The 15,983-nt window shown below is 63.3% G+C and carries 16 protein-coding genes; 4 read left to right on the top strand and 12 right to left on the bottom strand.

Features of this window, described 5'->3' with window-relative positions; all coding sequences use genetic code 11:
* Nucleotides 1-6: 6 nt before the first annotated feature.
* From AC0L3E_RS01535 to AC0L3E_RS01550, 4 genes are all read right to left on the bottom strand, one after another.
* Nucleotides 7-993, bottom strand: coding sequence for an ABC transporter permease (locus tag AC0L3E_RS01535; protein ID WP_352722388.1), 987 nt, complete (start codon nt 991-993; stop codon nt 7-9).
* Nucleotides 981-2,021 (bottom strand): ABC transporter permease, encoded by a 1,041-nt coding sequence (locus AC0L3E_RS01540; RefSeq protein ID WP_127272241.1) that lies wholly within the window; start codon nt 2,019-2,021, stop codon nt 981-983. The genes AC0L3E_RS01535 and AC0L3E_RS01540 overlap by 13 nt, the downstream gene beginning before the upstream one ends.
* Entirely contained in the window at nt 2,018-3,592 is a 1,575-nt protein-coding gene (locus tag AC0L3E_RS01545; RefSeq protein WP_127301659.1) for an ABC transporter ATP-binding protein, read from the bottom strand. The genes AC0L3E_RS01540 and AC0L3E_RS01545 overlap by 4 nt, the downstream gene beginning before the upstream one ends.
* 91 nt (nt 3,593-3,683) lie before the next feature.
* The gene (locus AC0L3E_RS01550; protein WP_127267638.1) at nt 3,684-4,688 is read right to left on the bottom strand and encodes a BMP family lipoprotein; all 1,005 of its coding nucleotides are present in this window, start codon (nt 4,686-4,688) and stop codon (nt 3,684-3,686) included.
* Nucleotides 4,689-4,943: 255 nt separating this feature from the next.
* Here AC0L3E_RS01550 and AC0L3E_RS01555 point away from each other — a divergent pair, with 255 nt between their 5' ends.
* Nucleotides 4,944-5,528 (top strand): amino acid synthesis family protein, encoded by a 585-nt coding sequence (locus AC0L3E_RS01555; RefSeq protein WP_127319588.1) that lies wholly within the window; start codon nt 4,944-4,946, stop codon nt 5,526-5,528.
* Nucleotides 5,525-6,109, top strand: a complete 585-nt coding sequence (locus tag AC0L3E_RS01560) for an amino acid synthesis family protein (protein WP_473604065.1) — start codon at nt 5,525-5,527, stop codon at nt 6,107-6,109. Before AC0L3E_RS01555 ends, AC0L3E_RS01560 begins: the two co-directional genes overlap by 4 nt.
* A 3-nt stretch (nt 6,110-6,112) precedes the next feature.
* Here AC0L3E_RS01560 and AC0L3E_RS01565 read toward each other — a convergent pair whose 3' ends face one another.
* Genes AC0L3E_RS01565 through AC0L3E_RS01575 form a run of 3 tightly spaced genes read right to left on the bottom strand, consistent with a single transcriptional unit; the run spans nt 6,113 to nt 8,583 of the window.
* On the bottom strand, nt 6,113-7,306 hold the full coding sequence (locus tag AC0L3E_RS01565) for an amidohydrolase family protein (protein WP_473604066.1): 1,194 nt from the start codon (nt 7,304-7,306) through the stop codon (nt 6,113-6,115).
* 44 nt (nt 7,307-7,350) lie between these two features.
* Complete coding sequence (locus AC0L3E_RS01570; RefSeq protein ID WP_473604067.1) at nt 7,351-7,890, bottom strand: MarR family winged helix-turn-helix transcriptional regulator; 540 nt, start codon at nt 7,888-7,890, stop codon at nt 7,351-7,353.
* Nucleotides 7,891-7,938: 48 nt separating this feature from the next.
* Nucleotides 7,939-8,583, bottom strand: coding sequence for a cysteine hydrolase family protein (locus tag AC0L3E_RS01575; RefSeq protein WP_473604069.1), 645 nt, complete (start codon nt 8,581-8,583; stop codon nt 7,939-7,941).
* A gap of 232 nt (nt 8,584-8,815) precedes the next feature.
* Between AC0L3E_RS01575 and AC0L3E_RS01580 the strand changes: the two genes are divergently transcribed.
* Nucleotides 8,816-9,670, top strand: a complete 855-nt coding sequence (locus AC0L3E_RS01580; RefSeq protein WP_127807797.1) for an NAD-dependent epimerase/dehydratase family protein — start codon at nt 8,816-8,818, stop codon at nt 9,668-9,670.
* Nucleotides 9,667-10,473 carry an SDR family NAD(P)-dependent oxidoreductase gene (locus AC0L3E_RS01585; RefSeq protein ID WP_473604070.1) on the top strand — a complete coding sequence of 269 codons (807 nt, stop codon included), beginning with the start codon at nt 9,667-9,669 and terminating at the stop codon, nt 10,471-10,473. The genes AC0L3E_RS01580 and AC0L3E_RS01585 overlap by 4 nt, the downstream gene beginning before the upstream one ends.
* Here AC0L3E_RS01585 and AC0L3E_RS01590 read toward each other — a convergent pair.
* The 5 genes from AC0L3E_RS01590 to AC0L3E_RS01610 form a co-directional block, all read right to left on the bottom strand.
* The gene (locus tag AC0L3E_RS01590; RefSeq protein ID WP_473604071.1) at nt 10,470-11,540 is read right to left on the bottom strand and encodes a Gfo/Idh/MocA family oxidoreductase; all 1,071 of its coding nucleotides are present in this window, start codon (nt 11,538-11,540) and stop codon (nt 10,470-10,472) included. The two genes, AC0L3E_RS01585 and AC0L3E_RS01590, sit on opposite strands and share 4 nt — an antisense overlap.
* Nucleotide 11,541: 1 nt before the next feature.
* A complete protein-coding gene (locus AC0L3E_RS01595; protein WP_292335979.1) occupies nt 11,542-12,441 on the bottom strand; it encodes a carbohydrate ABC transporter permease in 900 nt (299 codons plus the stop codon).
* Nucleotides 12,441-13,376: a carbohydrate ABC transporter permease gene (locus AC0L3E_RS01600; protein ID WP_352584280.1), complete on the bottom strand. Its 936-nt coding sequence runs from the start codon at nt 13,374-13,376 to the stop codon at nt 12,441-12,443. The genes AC0L3E_RS01595 and AC0L3E_RS01600 overlap by 1 nt, the downstream gene beginning before the upstream one ends.
* Entirely contained in the window at nt 13,373-14,311 is a 939-nt protein-coding gene (locus AC0L3E_RS01605; RefSeq protein WP_473604072.1) for a sugar phosphate isomerase/epimerase family protein, read from the bottom strand. The genes AC0L3E_RS01600 and AC0L3E_RS01605 overlap by 4 nt, the downstream gene beginning before the upstream one ends.
* A 110-nt stretch (nt 14,312-14,421) precedes the next feature.
* Nucleotides 14,422-15,774: an extracellular solute-binding protein gene (locus AC0L3E_RS01610; protein WP_473604073.1), complete on the bottom strand. Its 1,353-nt coding sequence runs from the start codon at nt 15,772-15,774 to the stop codon at nt 14,422-14,424.
* Between the last annotated feature and the right edge of the window lie 209 nt (nt 15,775-15,983).

A 15,983-nucleotide genomic window follows, 5' to 3' on the forward strand; every position in this document is an offset into this window, starting at 1 on the left:
CTTCCTTCACTGGGGATTTTTGCCGCCGGGTTCGGCGTTCTTGTCCACCGACAGCAGCTTACGCATCGATTCCAGCGTCTCCGCGATGATCCTCGGACGCGCCCGGTAGGACAGCGCGAACAATGCGATCAGCGCGACGACATAGGGCACGGTGAGAACCAGGTAGGAGGGATAGCCGAACGTCTGCAGGCGCAACGAAAAAGCATCGGCGAAGCCGAACAGCAGGCAGCCGGCCAGCACTTTCAGCGGATCGCCGTTGGAGAAGATCAGGATCGCCACCGCCATGAAACCGCGGCCCGACGACATGTTTTCGGTGAACATGGTGATGTAGCCGAGCGACAGATGAGCGCCGGCGAGGCCCGCCAGCAATCCGCACAGCAGGGACGCGATGTAGCGGACGCGGGTGATCGAGATGCCAAGCGCCTCGGCGGCTTCCGGCTTTTCGCCGACGACGCGGATATAGAGGCCGAGCCGTGTCCGGTTGTAGCAGACGACCAGCAGCGGCACGGCGATGAAGGCGACATAGACGAGTGGCGTGAAGCCGGAGATCAGCGGCGCCCATGAGCCGAGAAGGTCGCGGGCACCGGGCAGCTGGACTTTCGGCAGGCCGACGATGCCGTGACCGACGATCGAGCCGCGCGTGCCGAAGATGGCTTTCATCAGCGAGATCGTCATGCCGCCGGCCAGGATGTTGAGCGCCAGCCCGACGACCACTTCATTGGCCTTGAAGCTCACCACCAGGACGGCAAAAACCAGGGCGAAGACGAGCGCCGCCGCAACGCCGCAGGCGACGCCCGCCAGAGCGGAACCGGTCCAGATCGAACCAAGGACGGCGAAGAAGGCGCCGACCAGCATCTGCCCCTCGAGGCCGATGTTGAAGATGCCGGCCTTGGTGGTGAACGAGCCGCCAAGCGCGACCAGAAGGATGGGCGCCGTGGTGCGAAGGGTGGCTGCGATCAGCGCGACGTTGATGAGCTTGTCTAGAATTTCCATCGCCGCTCCCCTGCCTGGCTGTCGCCACGCTTTCTCACAAGCACCTGGGCCGACACGCTGAGGATGATCAGCGCCTGGATCACGGTGATGATTTCGCGCGACGCGCTGGTATCGACCTCGAGCAGCAGCGATCCGTTGCGCAGGGCGCCGAAGAACAGTGCGGTGAAGATGGTGGCGACAGGCGAGCCATTGGCAAGCAGGGCGGCGATCAGCCCATCGAAGCCGAAGCCGGGAGCAAATCCTTCCATGAAGCGGTGATGGACGCCGAGCGTCTCGACGCCGCCGGCCAGCCCGCCGACGGCCCCCGAAAGCAGCAGGACCAGGAAACCCTGCCGTTTCACGTTGACGCCGCCATATTCGGCGAATTTCGGCGCCGACCCGACCATCGTGACGCCGTAACCCCATTTGGTGTAGCGGAAAACAAGGGCTGCGCCGACCGCCAGCACCAGGCCAATGACCAGGCCCCAGTTCAACCGCGAAAAGGTGAAGATCTCCGGCAGATAGGATGTCGCCAGGATCGGCGGCGTCTCCGACCAGCCACCCGGCCGCTTGAACAGGAAGATGGTGAAGTAGGACGTGAGCAGCACCGCCACGTAGTTCGACAGGATCGTCGAGACGACTTCGTTGGTGTTGTAGCGGGCGCGGAAGTAGGCGGGGATGGCGACCCAGGCCGCGCCTGCCACGACCGCGAGCGCCAGTGCCGCCAGCGTGTGAATGCCCGCGGGCAGGGGCATGGCAAAGCCGACCCACGCGGCGGCGAAACCGCCGAGGAACAGCTGGCCTTCGATGCCGACGTTGAACATGCCGCCGCGCAGGCCGATGCAGGCGGCGACACCGCAGATCAGGATCGGCGTCGTCTGCAGCAAGGTCCCGGCGATCTTCTCCTGATCGCCGAAGGCGCCGCGCAACAGCGTCATGAACACACGCACCGGGCTTTCGCCGACCATGAGGATGATGATCGCGCCCATCAGCAGCGCCACGCCGATGGCGATCACCTGGCCGGAAACGGCACGCAAATGGTCTGTCATGATGCGGTCTCCGCGGCGAATTCCGGCACGGCCACGCCTGCCATCATCATGCCGATGCGCTCCTCGTCGGCCTCGTCGCCGGCGACCTCGCCCATGATCCGCCCGTTGAACATCACCAGGATGCGGTCGGCAAGGGCGGCCAGTTCGTCGAGCTGCACGGAAATCAGCAGGATTGCGCGGCCGGCGGCGCGCTGGCGCATGATCTCGTCATGAATGGCCTCCTGGGCGCCGATGTCGACGCCGCGCGTCGGCTGGTCGATCAGCAGGAAATCGGCGCCGTTGGTGAATTCGCGCGCCAGAACGACCTTCTGGATGTTTCCCCCCGAAAGCCGCTTGACCGCATCACCGGCTCCGCGCGCGCGAATATCGAAGCTCTTGATCAGCGTTTCGGCGTTTTGATTTATGGCATTCCAGTTGAGCATGCCGGCGCGGCTCCATGGGGCGCGGTGCTGGCGGCCCATCAGGGTGTTGGCTGCTATCGAAGCGTTGCGATCGACCCCGCGCACCATGCGGTCGCCTGGAACATGGGCGAGGCCTGCCTGGCGGATCGCGGCGGGGGAGAGCGCGGTGAGATTCCGGCCCTTCAGCCACGCCCCGCCATGGCTTGCCGGTCGCAAGCCCGAAAGCACTTCCGCCAGCTCCGTCTGTCCATTGCCGGCCACACCCGCGATCCCCACCACCTCGCCGGAGCGGACGGTGAAACTGGCATCGCGAAGAGCCGGCAGCAGGCGATCGTCGCGCGCCCACAGATCCTTGACTTCGAGCACCACGTCGCCGTGCAGCGAAGCGCGCGGCCGGCGGTCGAAGCTCACCTCGCGGCCGACCATCATGTGCACCAACTCGTCCTTGCTGAGCTCGGCCGTCGGCCGGGTCGCCACCTTCCTGCCGTTGCGCAGCACCGTCACCGTGTCGGACACTTCCATCACCTCTTCCAGGTGATGCGAAATGAAGATCACCGTCATGCCTTCGGCCACGAAGCTGCGCAGTGTCTGGAACAGTTCACGGCTTTCCTGCGGCGTCAGCACGGCGGTCGGTTCATCGAGGATGATGGTGCGCGCGCCGCGCACCAGGACCTTAAGGATTTCGATGCGTTGCTCTATGCCGACCGAGAGCAGCCCGACGCGCTCGGTCGGATCGACCTGCAGGCCGAAGCGCTTCGACAGGTCGCGCGTGCGCGCAATTTGTGCGGCGTGGTCGATCAGCCCATGGCGACGGATTTCCATACCGAGAAAGACGTTGTCGGCAACCGAGAGCGAGGGAACCAGCTTGAAATGCTGGTGAACCATGCCGAGGCCGGCCTTTATCGCCACGGACGGATCGGCGATCACGATCTCTTCACCGTTCAGCCGGATCGAGCCTTCGTCCGGCTGCAAGAGGCCGAACAGGATGTTCATCAGCGTCGTCTTGCCGGCACCGTTCTCGCCGATGATGGCGTGGATCTCGCCGCGGCGGACCGCAAGGTCGATGCCGTCATTGGCGACGAATGCGCCAAAACGTTTGGTGATGCCAGTCAACTCGACGGCTATCGCGGCATTGCTGTGGAGGGTCGGCGACCCCGGCGTGTTCGACAACGTGGCTCTCGCAGATTGGACGCTGATCCGCCGCGGCAAGCCGCGGCGGATCAGTGTAGCGCTTTCTTGGGAGGGAGGCGCTGTTGTTGGCTTACTTTGCCTTGGCGATCACGATCTTGCCGTCGACGATGCCCTTTTTGATCTCGTCCAGCTTGGCGGTCACGTCAGCGGGGATCTTTGGGGCAATATCATCGCAGACCTTGACCTCGACACCGCCCGAGGCGAGGTCGAAAGTGCGGGTGCCGGCGGTGATCTTGCGGCCCTCGACCTCGTCCTTGATCAGCGTGTAGACGGCGATGTCGCCGCGCTTCAGCATGCTGGCGAGCACATTTCCGGGAGCCGAGCCGCACATGTCGATGTCGACGCCGATCGAATATTTGTCGACCGCGGCACTTGCCTGCATCACGCCTTCACCCGTCGGGCCGGCGACGTTGTAGACAATGTCGGAGCCCTGGCCGTAAAGCGCCTGGGCAAGTTCGCTTCCCTTGGCCGGGTCGTCGAAGGTTCCGGCGAAGACGGAGTTTACCTTGACGTCGGGCGCGGCATATTTGGCGCCTTGCTCGTAGCCGCCCAGGAAGTTGCGGATCACCGGAATATCGCGGCCGCCGACAAAGCCGATCGCCTTGCCGTCGCCGATCTTGTCGAAGGCGGTGCCCTTGGCTTCGATCATGCCGGCAAGCGCGCCGGCCACGAAGGATCCCTGCTCCTCGGCGAAATTGGCGTAGATCATCTTGGGGTTGTCGAGGACGCCATCGATGAACACGAAGCGCTGGTCGGGATATTCGGCGCTGACCTTTTGCAGCGAGTCCACCAGCTCCCAGCCCATCACGAAGATGAGGTCGTACTGCTTGCCCTTGGCAAGATTCTCGAACTGCTGCTGGTAGTCGAGCGCGCGATTGCCGGTGTCGACAAGCTTGAGGTCGATGCCGAAATCGGTCTTGGCCTTGTTGAGGCCGTTGACGATCGAAACGCCAAAACCCTGTGCAAAATATCCCGAGATGGCGGCCACGGAAACCTTGGCCTGTGCGGCGGCCGGTCCGAACGAAATGGCAAGCATCGTGCCGGCCAGAAATAAACTCTTGAGCGCCCTTTTCATGTCATTCCCCTTCAGCTTTTTTCAGCTTTTGAAGCCACGCTTTGACCATCCCCCACATATCGCCGTAATAACGGCGAGTTCGTTGATGGTCATATGAGTTTAGGAGCGGCTTAACAGGCTGTCAATCGTCATCCGATGCAGTTTTCTTGGCCCTTCGCCCACGTGCTCGACGTCTGCGCTTGACAAATGTCGACGGGCATAATTGTTGATACTCTAATGAGTTTCCATGAACGACGGGATGAAGGAAGCGAAACAATGCCGGCTGTGGTGGTCAGGAAATTTCTGGTTCAGGTCGAAGAGATATTCCATGAGGGCGGACCCCACGCGGCACGCCCGCTCAAGCGAGGCGCGGTCGTCGCGGTCATCGCCAACCCTTTTGCCGGACGCTATGTCGAAGAGATCACCGGCTTCATGGAAGACCTGAAGCCGCTCGGTCTCGATATGGCCCGGCGCCTGATCGACGCCATTGGTGAAGGCGGCCAGGCCATCGAAGGCTATGGCAAGGGTGCCATAGTCGGCGCCGCCGGCGAGCTTGAACATGGCGCGCTCTGGCACAATCCGGGCGGCTACGCGATGCGCGAACTGCTCGGCAATGCCAAGGCGATCGTGCCTTCGACCAAGAAGGTCGGCGGCCCCGGAACGCGCATCGATATCCCGATCACGCACATAAACGCCTCCTATGTGCGCAGCCATTTCGATGCGATCGAGATCGGCGTTGCCGATGCGCCGCGCGGCGACGAAATGGCGGTCATCTTGGCGATGACCACCGGCGCACGCGTCCATGCACGGGTCGGTGGCCTTGCTGCCGCCGACATCAAGGGCGAGGACGGATTGCGATGAGCCCGGAAATCCGCCGCATCATCACCATCGTCGAGGAAACCCGGATCGAAGGCGGACGGCCCGTCGATCCGCCGACGCGGCGTGCCGCAGCCATTGCGGTGATCCGCAACCCCTATGCGGGTACCTATGTCGAGGACCTGTCGGCACTGAGCGCCATAGGCGAAGCCTTGGGCGATATCTTGCCCAGGCGCGCGGTCGCTGCTCTGGGCATTGCCGGCGACCGGGTCGAGAGCTTCGGCAAGGCCGCCGCCGTCGGCGCCGATGGCGAGCTCGAACATGCCGCCGCCATCCTTCATCCAAAGCTCGGCGCCCCGTTCCGCGATGTGCTCGGCAAGGGCGCCGCGCTCATTCCTTCATCGAAGAAGCGCGGCGGCCTCGGCGTGCCGCTCGATATTCCGCTCGGTCACAAGGATGCGGCGCGGGTGCGCAGCCATTTCGACGGCATGGAGGTTCGTGTTCCCGACGCACCGCGTGCCGACGAGATCGTCGTCGCTATCGCCGTCACCGATTCCGGCAGGCCGCACCCGCGCGTCGGCGGGCTGACCAACGACAAGATTGTCGGGATTGACGGCGTCGGCTGACCGTCAGGCAGCCAGGACTTCCGGCACGCGCATCGCCGGAGGCGTATTTCTGCTCCGACCGGTCCGCACCACGCCGTCGATGACGACCATTCCAATGCCTGGAAGATTGCCGAGCGCCACGCTGTCGAGCAACCCGTCGCCGGCGCCGCCGATCGCCTGATCCATGAAGATCAGGTCGGCGGCGCGACCGACCTCGATCAAACCGCGATCGTCCAGTCTGCGCACGCGCGCCGTGTTGCCGCTGGCAAGACAGAACGCCACTTCCGGAGCGATGCCGCCCAGCGAAGCCAGCATGGTGAGCGTCCGCAGGATGCCGAGCGGCTGCACGCCGGATCCGGCCGGGCTGTCGGTGCCGAGGATGACGCGCGAAAGTTCGTCGCGCTGCCTTGCCAGGTCGAGCACGAACAGTCCGGTGCGCAAATTGCCGTTATGGACGATTTCAAGCGCCCTCGAGCCCTTCTCGCAGATCTGCCGTATTTCCGCGTCGGGCAGGGCGGTTGGCCCGCCATTGACGTGGGCGACGATATCGGCGTCGACCTCCAGCACGACATCCGCGCCGATGCGGCCGGAGCCGGGCAGGGATGGACCGCCCGTGTGGGTCATCGAGGTCATGCCGTATTTGCGCGCCCAGGCGATCATCATCCGGCCGGTCGGCCCATCCTTGACGCCGCCAAGTCCGACCTCGCCGACAAGCGTCACGCCGGCCTCGGCGAGACTGCGGAAATCTTCTTCGGTAAGGCCGGGTTCCAGGATCGGTGCCCCGGCCAGGATCTTCATGCCGTTCGGACGGAAGTTGGAGAAGGTGCGTTGGGCAGCGATCGCCAGCGCCTTAAGCCCGACAAGGTCGCGCGGTCGGCCCGGCGTGTGGACTTCACCCGCCGAGATCATGGTGGTGACGCCGCCATGCACAGTCGAATCCATCCAGCCGATCTGGTTCTGCCGAGGCGTCCAGTCGCCGGCCACCGGATGGGCGTGGTTATCGATAAGACCCGGCGAGACCGCGCAGCCCATTGCATCGATGATCGTCGCCGCGCTGCCGCCATCAATGTCGCCTGCCTTGCCAATGCCTGATATGCGTCCATTGGTCACGACGATGGTGTCGGCGTCGATGATCGGTTGTGCGAGATCGCCACTCAGCATGAGACCGATATTGCGGACGACGAGCGTGTTGGCAGACGACTGGAGGTCGGACGACATCGGTTCTCACTTTTGCTGTTATGGAAAAAAGGACTGGACGCGGCTTATTTGCCGCCGTCGCCATTCGATGGGTCGTCGTCGTTGATGCGCTGGAGCAGGCGAAGCAGCGTCGCCTGCTCGGCCGGTGAGAGCGGCGACAGGAACCGCCGCCCGACCTCGACGCTGCGTTCGAGCCGCTCCAGCGTGTAGTCGGTCCCTTTGCTGGTCAGCGCGATCATCGTCAGGCGTTGGTCGGTTTCGGAGGCGCTGCGCGTGATCAGCCCGTGTTTGAGCAGTTTGCGCATGACGATGCTGATGGTCGATGGGTCCATCGCCGTCAGCCGGCCGAGATGGTTCTGCGAAACTTCGCCATGCTTGAGGATCGTGGCGAGCGCCGCGAATTGCGTTGGCGAAAGGTCTTCGCCGGCCATGACCTGCTGGAAGCGCAACGTCGCGCGCTGATGCGCCCGGCGGATGACGTGCGCCGGGTGGCGGTCCAGTTCATAGCCGGTCTCGGCGTATTGCTGCAGCACCTGCTCGCGGCTCGGGGGTGCATCGCCGCTCGGCGTTTTCGGCGTCGCGCCTTTTTCGGATTCAGTCGTCACACCGGACTCCTATCGCCGCTGTCTTGGATCTCGTCGGCTGGAAAAGGCTCAAGCCGCAACCCTCGCTGGTTGAAGCGACGTCCCGTCGCGGAGGGCTGCGACGACATCAGCCGAATCGCTGACCACGCCGAAATGGGTCGCTATGTCATACAGCGAGCTTTCCTGCTCGCGTGGTCCCGTCGCCGCGCAGCAATCGCTTGGCACCACCACCTCATAGCCCTGGAAAAAGGCATCGTGGACGGTCGAGCGCACACAGATATTGGTGACCACGCCGAAGATGATCAACTGATCGATCTGCATGTCTTTCAGCGTCAGGTCGAGGTCAGTTTGGAAGAAGGCCGAGTAGCGCCGCTTGATCACATGGATCTCATCATCGCGGGCGCCGAGATCCTCGATGATCTCCGGCCCCCAGCTTCCGTCCAGGCAATGCGGCGTGCGCTTCAGCCATTCGCGCTCGCGTCGCATGCCCGGCCGGTGGCTGTCATGGACCCAGATCACCGGCACGCCGGCGGCGCGCGCGGCCTCGATCACGGCCAGTTGCGGCCCGACCAGCGTCTCGTACCCAGGCAGGACCATGGCCCCGCCGGGCTTGCAGAATTCATTGATCATATCGATGACGACAACGGCTGCACGGCGTGAATCGAGACGCACCGCGTCATCGTGCCGATGTGAGGAAAAACTGTCCACGGACATGGCGAGCTCCTTTGACCGATCGTTGATGCTCATACAAAAAACCCTAGTGGATGCCAAGTCAATCCCGTTCGACGCAAAGCGTGCTGGTCGGCCTTGCGCACCGCGCTCCGACAAGCGTATGCGCTATTTGTCCATCGCGAAATGGCCTTGACAACGCTTGTCAGGCATGTGCTCGATTTGTATGACCATCAATGATATTCAAGCCGCTTAATTGCGGAGCCGAGGTCGAGATATGAAAACCATCGTCACCGGAGCCAGTGGCCTGCTTGGCCGCCATGTGGCCGAGGCTCTGGTTGCGGCCGGCCACGATGTGCTTGGTGTCGATGCCGTGGTGCCGGGTGAGGTCGCATGGCGCCACGCAACCGCCGATTTGACCGATCTGGGGTCGACGCTGCAGCTGGTGCGCGATTGCGATGCGGTTGTGCATGTCGCGGCCATTCCGCGGCCGACCGGCCGGGCCGGCGGCGAGGTGTTCAAGACCAACATCGCGACCGCCTACAATGTGGTCGAGGCAGCTGCCATGGCCGGCGCCAGGCGCTTCGTCTATGCCTCGTCCTTCAGCGTTTTCGGCTATCCCTTTTTCGAGAAACCTGTTCGACCGCCCTATCTGCCGGTCGACCTGAACCATCCGGTCGGCGCGCAGGACCCGTACGGCCTGTCGAAATGGCTGGGCGAGGAAATCGTCGACGCGGCGGTGCGCCGCGGCGCCTTTTCGGCGGTCAGTATCCGCATGCCGTGGATCCAGACGCCGGGTTCTTTTTTCGAGGGCGTCGCGCCGCGCCGCGCCACTGCCGACAGTGCCCGTGACCTGTGGGCCTATCTTGATGGGCGCGACGCCGGTCAGGGCTTCCTGCGGGCGCTTGAATGGCAAGGCGACGGCCATCTGCGCGTCCTCCTCAGCGCCGCCGACACATTCATGGAAGAGGAAACCGAAGCGCTTTTGCGCCGGGTCTACCCTGATGTCCCCCTGTCACGGCCGATCGCCGGTTTCGGCGCCGTGCTCGACACGATCCATGCGCGCGAAACGATCGGCTTCGAGCCAAGCCATTCGTGGCGTTCCTATCCGAAGCCGGAGGCCGGACAATGAAACGGTTCGACAAACAGAATGTTCTCGTCACCGGCGGCGCGGGCGCGATCGGCAGCGCAGCGGTGCGGCGTTTCCTTGACGAAGGCGCACGGGTCGCCATTGTCGACCGCAATGGCGCGGCGGCGCAGCAACTGGCTCGCTCACTGGGTGAAAACGCCATTGCCATCGAAGCCGACGTCACCGACGAAGCGGATGTGCGGCGCGCCGTCGAGGCGACCGTTGAGACGTTCGGCGGCCTCGACGTGGTGTTCAACAATGCCGGCATTTCCGGCGTCGTCGCTCCCGTTCACGACCTGCCGGTCGAGGACTGGGATACGACCATCCGCATCAATCTGCGCGGCATCTTCCTCGTGCTGCAGGCTTCGCTTCGGGCGATGATCAAGGCCGGGACCGGTGGCTCGATCGTCAACATGGGCTCGTCCATGGCCGGTTGGGACGTCCTTTCGGGGGGAGCTGGATATGTCGCTTCCAAACACGGGGTGGTCGGCCTGACGCGGGTCGCGGCGCTCGATGCCGCGCCTTACGGCATACGCGTCAACGCCATCTGCCCCGGCGTGATCGAGACGACGCTTGGCGTGCCGGTTTCCGGCGACGGCGAATTCAAGAGCAGCGTCCAGCATTTCGCCGACCGCATTCCGTTGCGCCGCATCGGCCAGCCGGATGATGTCGCGGCCGCCGTGGCTTTCCTGGCCTCCGACGAGGCGAAGCACGTCACAGGCGTGGATTGGCTGATCGACGGCGGCCAGACCTTGCAGAGCTGGGCCAACGCGCCGGCCGGCGGCGCGTTTCCGAAATTTCGCTAAAGTCTTTTCGGCGGCATTGCCTGGATGATCCGGACGGCAAGATCGAGATCGGCGAGCCCGCCCGAAAGCGGCGTGCGCGGCTTAACACCGGCAAGGATGCAATCGGCGAAATGCAGCCACTCGCGGCGGAACGACGTATCAGGAACGCCAGGCAGAACGCGTTCGGATGCAGCCTCGCCTGTCGTTTCACGTAGCCGGACAGTCGCCGAGGCATTGCGGAAATAGGGGTTCTGGAATTCGATCCGCACCTCGTCGCGCTCGCCATGCACATGGATCCACTCGTCCCACCATTCATACTGGGCAAGTGCCATGTCGAAGAGGCAAGGGACGCCGCCATAGTCGAGCACGGCCAGCAACTGGTTCGGGCCGGTCTGTTGCGCATGGACGACGCGGTCGGGCGTGCCGAAAGCACCGCGCATGACGGCAAGGTCGTGGCTGGCGAGGCTGAGCAGTACAAGATAGAGATCGCGATAGCCGGCATGGTCCACACCGAGCGCCGCCTCGATGCGCCGAGCGACCGTTTCGCGCCCCGCCGCCAACACATCGGCCGGCACGTCGGTGATCCGGGTCTGGGTGTAGAGTTGGCCATAGCGGTCGAAGCGGCCGGCGAAATCGTGGACATGGATCGACTTCGGCCGGCCGATGGCGGCGATGCGCTCCAGCCCGGTCTCATAGCCGGGATCATAGAATTTCATGTAGCCGACAAGGGCGACGAGGCCGCTCCGCTCGGCCTGCTCGACCAGCGGGCGCGCCTCCTGCGGCGTGAAGGCAAGCGGCTTCTCGACGATCAGGTGCTTGCCGGCGCGGATTGCATCGGCGACCATCTCGCCATGATCGTAGGTGCAGATCACGACCGCATCGACATTCGGGTCGGCAAGCAGCGCGCGATGGTCGGTATATCTGGCAGTGACGCCATAATGTTCCGCGACCTTGTCGACCGTGCCGGGTGAGATGTCGCACAAGGCGGCGATGCGAAACGCCGGTAATTCCATGAGATAAGGCAAGTGCATCAGCTGGGCGATCTCGCCGCAGCCGATGACGCCGACGCCAATAACGCGATCCTGCATGTCAACCCTTCACGGCGCCGGCTGTCAGGCCGGCGATGAACTGCCGTTGCATGGCGACAAAGACGACGATCACCGGCAGTGTCGTGATCGTCAACGCGGCGAAATAGAGCGTCCAGAGCGAGTCGTATTGCTGGAAGAAGCTGACCAGTCCTAGCGGGATGGTCTGCACCAAAGGGTCGCGCAACAGCAGGAAGGCCAGGAAGAAATCGTTCCAGATCTCGATGAAGCCGAAGATGAGGATCAGCGCCACGCCCGGCCGCACCAGGGGCAGCATGATGTGGATCAGGATCTCGAGCCGGCTGGCGCCATCGATGCGCGCGGCATCTTCGAGGTCGGCCGGCAATGTGATGAAGAAGCTGCGCAGGATGAAGACCGAAAGCGGCAGCGACGTCGCGGCATAGATGAAGGCAATGCCGAGCCGGCTGTTTATCAGGCCGAGATCGCGCGCCACCAGGAACAGCGGAATGGCCATCACCTGCGGCGGCACCAGCATGGCCGCAACCGCGACTGCGACCACAAGACCGCGTCCGGGGAAACGAAGACGCGCCACCGCATAGGCGCACGGCGTCGCGACGGCCACCAGGATGATCAATGCCGAGCCGGTGACGAAGATGCTGTTGACGATGCGCGATCCCATGCCGGCGATCCGCCAGGCATCGGCATAGTTCTGCAGCACCAGGCTCGATGGCGGACCCCAGACATTGCTGAGCATTTCCTGCTTGGTCTTGAGCGAACCGAACAGCACCCAAAGCAGCGGATAAAGGGTCTCGAAGAGCACGAGAATGAGCGCGGCATAGATGCCGCCAATTTCGAGGATGCCGCGCATGCCGAGGCGCTGCATGAGCCCGCGACGGCGAGAGCCGGCGGCGCCATCGTTCAGCGAAAGGTTGGCGGCTCTCATCAGACGTCGAGCCTTTGCCGCCGCATCAGGGCCAGCAGGCCGACACTGGCCAGCCCGACGATCATGAACAGCACATAGCCGATCGCCGCGGCGTAGCTCATGGCGCCGTCCTGGAAGGCCTTGCTCATCATGTAGGTGAGCACCACTTCGGTGGCGTGGTTCGGGCCGCCCTTGGTCAGGACATAGACGATGTCGAAATTGCGCACGAAGGCGCCGGAGAGGCCGAGGATGGTGTTGATGAAGATGATCGGCATCATCATCGGAACGGTGACGTGCCGGAAGCGCTGCAAGGGGCCGGCGCCGTCCATCTTCGCCGATTCATAAAGCTCCGAGGGAATCGTCTGCAGCCCGGCCAGATAGATGACGGCATGGAAGCCGAGCCATTTCCAGACATCGACGACGATGATCGAGTAGAGCGCGATGTCGGCGTCGCCGAGCCATGATCGTTTCAGCCCGGCGAGGCCAATGAGATCGAGCCCGCTGTTGAGCAGGCCGAAGACCGGATTGTAGATCCAGGACCAGAGCAGGCCGACGGCGACGAAGGACATCGTCACCGGGACGAAGGCGGCGGCGCGGAAGAAGGTGCGGCCAAGCAGCGCCCGGTTCAGAAGCAGCGCCAGCCCGAGGCCGAGCACGTTCTTCAGGACCACGACGGCAACGACGAAAATCAAATTGTTGCGCAGCGCACCGAGGAAAATGCGATCGTGCACGAGGCGCTTGTAGTTGGAAATACCTGCCCAGGTCGGGTCGGAAAACCCGTCCCAATTGTGCAGGCTGAGCCAGAAGCCGTTGACGAACGGCCAGAGGTAGAAAAGACCGAAGAGGATCGCGGCGGGCAGGATCATGACGAATGCGACCGCCCCGTCCCCGGCATTGAAGCGCCAGGTGCCGGATCGGCTCGAAACAGGAGCCTCCTCTTGCGGTCGCGTGCTCATGTGGCCTTCGCGCCTTGCGGGGTCAGCACCAGCCCGAGCGTGTCCCTGACATAGGCGATGCTCTCGAGCGTGCTTTGCTCTGCCGTTTTCTTGGACGCATCCAGCTCGATGATGGCGAGGCCATCGTAGTTTGCCTCCAGCAGGACGTCGACGATGCCGGCGAGATCGACGACCCCGGCGCCGAGCTCGCAGAAAGCGCCATAGCGGTCATAGCCCTTCAGCGCCGGATCGACCCTGGTGTCCTTGAAATGCATGTAGCGCACGGCGGAAATGTAGGTCCTGACCGCGTCGACCGGATCGGAATTGGTGTGGGCAAGATGCGCCGGATCGATGCACAGGCCGGCCAGGTCGGTATTCAGTTCATCCATCATGCGGTCGAGCTGGTCGCGGCGCTCGATGAAGGTGTCGAGGTGCGGGTGATAGACCGTCTCGATGCCAAGGTCCTTTGTCCGCCTGCCGATATCCTCGAGCGCCCGGCAAAAGGCGCGGTAGTCGTCGGCCGTGTGCGCCCCGGCAGCGGCTTCCGAGGGACCGCCGCCGAGAACCAGCACCGGTGAGCCAAAGCCCTTCAACATCCTGGTCAGCGCGACGAGAACGTCCCGTTCATAGGTCCAGGCGACAGGGTTGGTGAAAATCGCATTGACGTAGAAGGAGGAGAGCTTGATGCCATACTCGCTCTGGCCTTCCGACAGCAGCGCATAGCGCCGCAAGATGTCGGTGTCGGTGGTCACTCCCATCGGCGCCTGGTTGCCGAGCTGCATGTATTTGCGGGCGTATTGGTCCGACAGGCTGGTGAAGGCGAGGATCTCGAACCAGCCGAAGCCCTGGTCGGCGAGAAACTTGATGGCCGGCCTGAGCGGAAGGCCGGTCAGGTCCCAGCTGTTCAGATGATAGCCGATCGAGAAGCGCTGCCGTTCGGCGCGATGTGTCGTCATGTGTTTTCTCCGATGGGCGAGGCTGCCCGAAGCAGGCAGCCTCTGTTTTTCTTGCCTGGCACATCAGCCCGGCTGGATGGGCGCTCGCTTGCAGGCGCTACTTCAGGGCCTCATTTGGGCGGCCAGCTGCCCTGGGCCTTGAGGTCGTCGAAGATGGTCTGGATCGATGCGGCGGCGTCTTCGGGCGTCGTGGTGCCGCCGACGATGCCGGCGATTGCCGAAGACGTGGCGCTCGCGACCTCGGATGGCCAGATCCAGTCGAGGAACTTGATCGTGTTCGGGAAGGCTTGCTTGCGCAATTCGACGGCATAGGCATCGTCGACCTGCGGCACGCCCTTGATCGAGGCCGCGATCGGCTGTTCCGGCGCGAGGTAGAGCGTCGCGACTTCAGGCCGTGTCAGATATTCGATGAATTTGACCGCGGCATCGAGCTTCTCGGGCGGGATCGAGGAGGCGACGCACATGCCGTTGTCGGCACCGCCGCCATGGCCGGGCGCTCCCGGCGTTCCGTCCATTTTCGGAAAGGCGAAGACGCCCCATTTGAAGTCCTTGACGCTCGACTGGAGCGACGGGATTTCCCAGGTGCCGCCATAATACATGGCGCTCTTGCCGGCGGCGAACGCCGCACGCATGCCGTCCTGGTCGACGGAAAGCGAATCCTTGGAAAGGATGCCATCATCGACCCATTGCTTGATCAGCTTGAAGCCCTCGACATCGGGCGCGTCGGTGAACTTCGCCGTACCCTCGAGGTTCTTCTGCGTCTTGCCGACCGGGTCGCCCGAGGCCTGCGAGAAGGTCTCGAAGTACCACATCGGCCACATCACGGTGTTCGAGCCCTGATGCAGCAGAGGGATCACGCCCTCGGTCTTGAACTTCGGCACGGCTGCCTTCAGGTCGTCATAGGTTGGCGGGACAGGAATGGCGAGCTTCTGAAAGAGATCGACATTGTAGAAGATCGTCGATGTCGACAGCGTCGAGATCGGCACGCCGTAGACTTGGCCGTTGACCGTGAAGGCGCCAAGTGCAGCGGCGTCGATCCTGTCCTGGAACGGCTTGATCTTGTCGGTAATCGGCATCACCAGTTTGCGCCTGACATAGGCGCCATTGGTGTAGAAGGCCGGGCAGGCGATCAGGTCCATTTCCTGGTTTGCAAGTTTTGCGGTCATCACGCGCTGAATGGAATCGGTTTGCGGCCCCTGGGCATCCCATTCGACGGCGGCGACGTCGGGGTTGGCCTTGAGGAAGCCGTCGATGACCTGTTGCTGGATTTTCTTTTGCTCGTCCGGCGGTTGACGCGGCGCGAGTTCGTCGAGCGCCGAGCCGCCGAAAATCTTGAGCGTGATCCCGTCGGCGTGGCCGATGCCGGGCACTGTGATCAGGCCGAGACCTAGCAGTGCGGTGGCGAGGATGGGAGCGGCGGGACGTTGTTTAGGACGATGGGTCACTCTCTGCTGAAGGGGCATCTGGCTCTCCTTTACGCCAATGCCGAGGGGCAACCTCGGGACCAATATCGTTGATGGTCATATGATCTTGGTCGCCTGTTGATGTTTTTGTCAATCGGCAACAATGCCTATTATTTCATCGATCGCACCGCCCCCTTTCATGTTCGGCGTGGCCCGTGCGGTGTTCAATTTGCTTGGGCATTGATCTGCAAGAAGATCGGCAAACCAAT

Source organism: Mesorhizobium sp. WSM4822 (assembly GCF_055811155.1).

What these genes read in the sequence shown, in the direction of transcription:
- AC0L3E_RS01535 (WP_352722388.1), bottom strand. Translation starts at nt 993, where the DNA reads ATGGAAATTCTAGACAAGCTCATCAACGTCGCGCTGATCGCAGCCACC.
- AC0L3E_RS01595 (WP_292335979.1), bottom strand. Translation starts at nt 12,441, where the DNA reads ATGAGAGCCGCCAACCTTTCGCTGAACGATGGCGCCGCCGGCTCTCGC.
- AC0L3E_RS01590 (WP_473604071.1), bottom strand. Translation starts at nt 11,540, where the DNA reads ATGCAGGATCGCGTTATTGGCGTCGGCGTCATCGGCTGCGGCGAGATC.
- AC0L3E_RS01605 (WP_473604072.1), bottom strand. Translation starts at nt 14,311, where the DNA reads ATGACGACACATCGCGCCGAACGGCAGCGCTTCTCGATCGGCTATCAT.
- AC0L3E_RS01575 (WP_473604069.1), bottom strand. Translation starts at nt 8,583, where the DNA reads ATGTCCGTGGACAGTTTTTCCTCACATCGGCACGATGACGCGGTGCGT.
- AC0L3E_RS01565 (WP_473604066.1), bottom strand. Translation starts at nt 7,306, where the DNA reads ATGTCGTCCGACCTCCAGTCGTCTGCCAACACGCTCGTCGTCCGCAAT.
- AC0L3E_RS01600 (WP_352584280.1), bottom strand. Translation starts at nt 13,376, where the DNA reads ATGAGCACGCGACCGCAAGAGGAGGCTCCTGTTTCGAGCCGATCCGGC.
- AC0L3E_RS01560 (WP_473604065.1), top strand. Translation starts at nt 5,525, where the DNA reads ATGAGCCCGGAAATCCGCCGCATCATCACCATCGTCGAGGAAACCCGG.
- AC0L3E_RS01540 (WP_127272241.1), bottom strand. Translation starts at nt 2,021, where the DNA reads ATGACAGACCATTTGCGTGCCGTTTCCGGCCAGGTGATCGCCATCGGC.
- AC0L3E_RS01610 (WP_473604073.1), bottom strand. Translation starts at nt 15,774, where the DNA reads ATGCCCCTTCAGCAGAGAGTGACCCATCGTCCTAAACAACGTCCCGCC.
- AC0L3E_RS01585 (WP_473604070.1), top strand. Translation starts at nt 9,667, where the DNA reads ATGAAACGGTTCGACAAACAGAATGTTCTCGTCACCGGCGGCGCGGGC.
- AC0L3E_RS01550 (WP_127267638.1), bottom strand. Translation starts at nt 4,688, where the DNA reads ATGAAAAGGGCGCTCAAGAGTTTATTTCTGGCCGGCACGATGCTTGCC.
- AC0L3E_RS01580 (WP_127807797.1), top strand. Translation starts at nt 8,816, where the DNA reads ATGAAAACCATCGTCACCGGAGCCAGTGGCCTGCTTGGCCGCCATGTG.
- AC0L3E_RS01555 (WP_127319588.1), top strand. Translation starts at nt 4,944, where the DNA reads ATGCCGGCTGTGGTGGTCAGGAAATTTCTGGTTCAGGTCGAAGAGATA.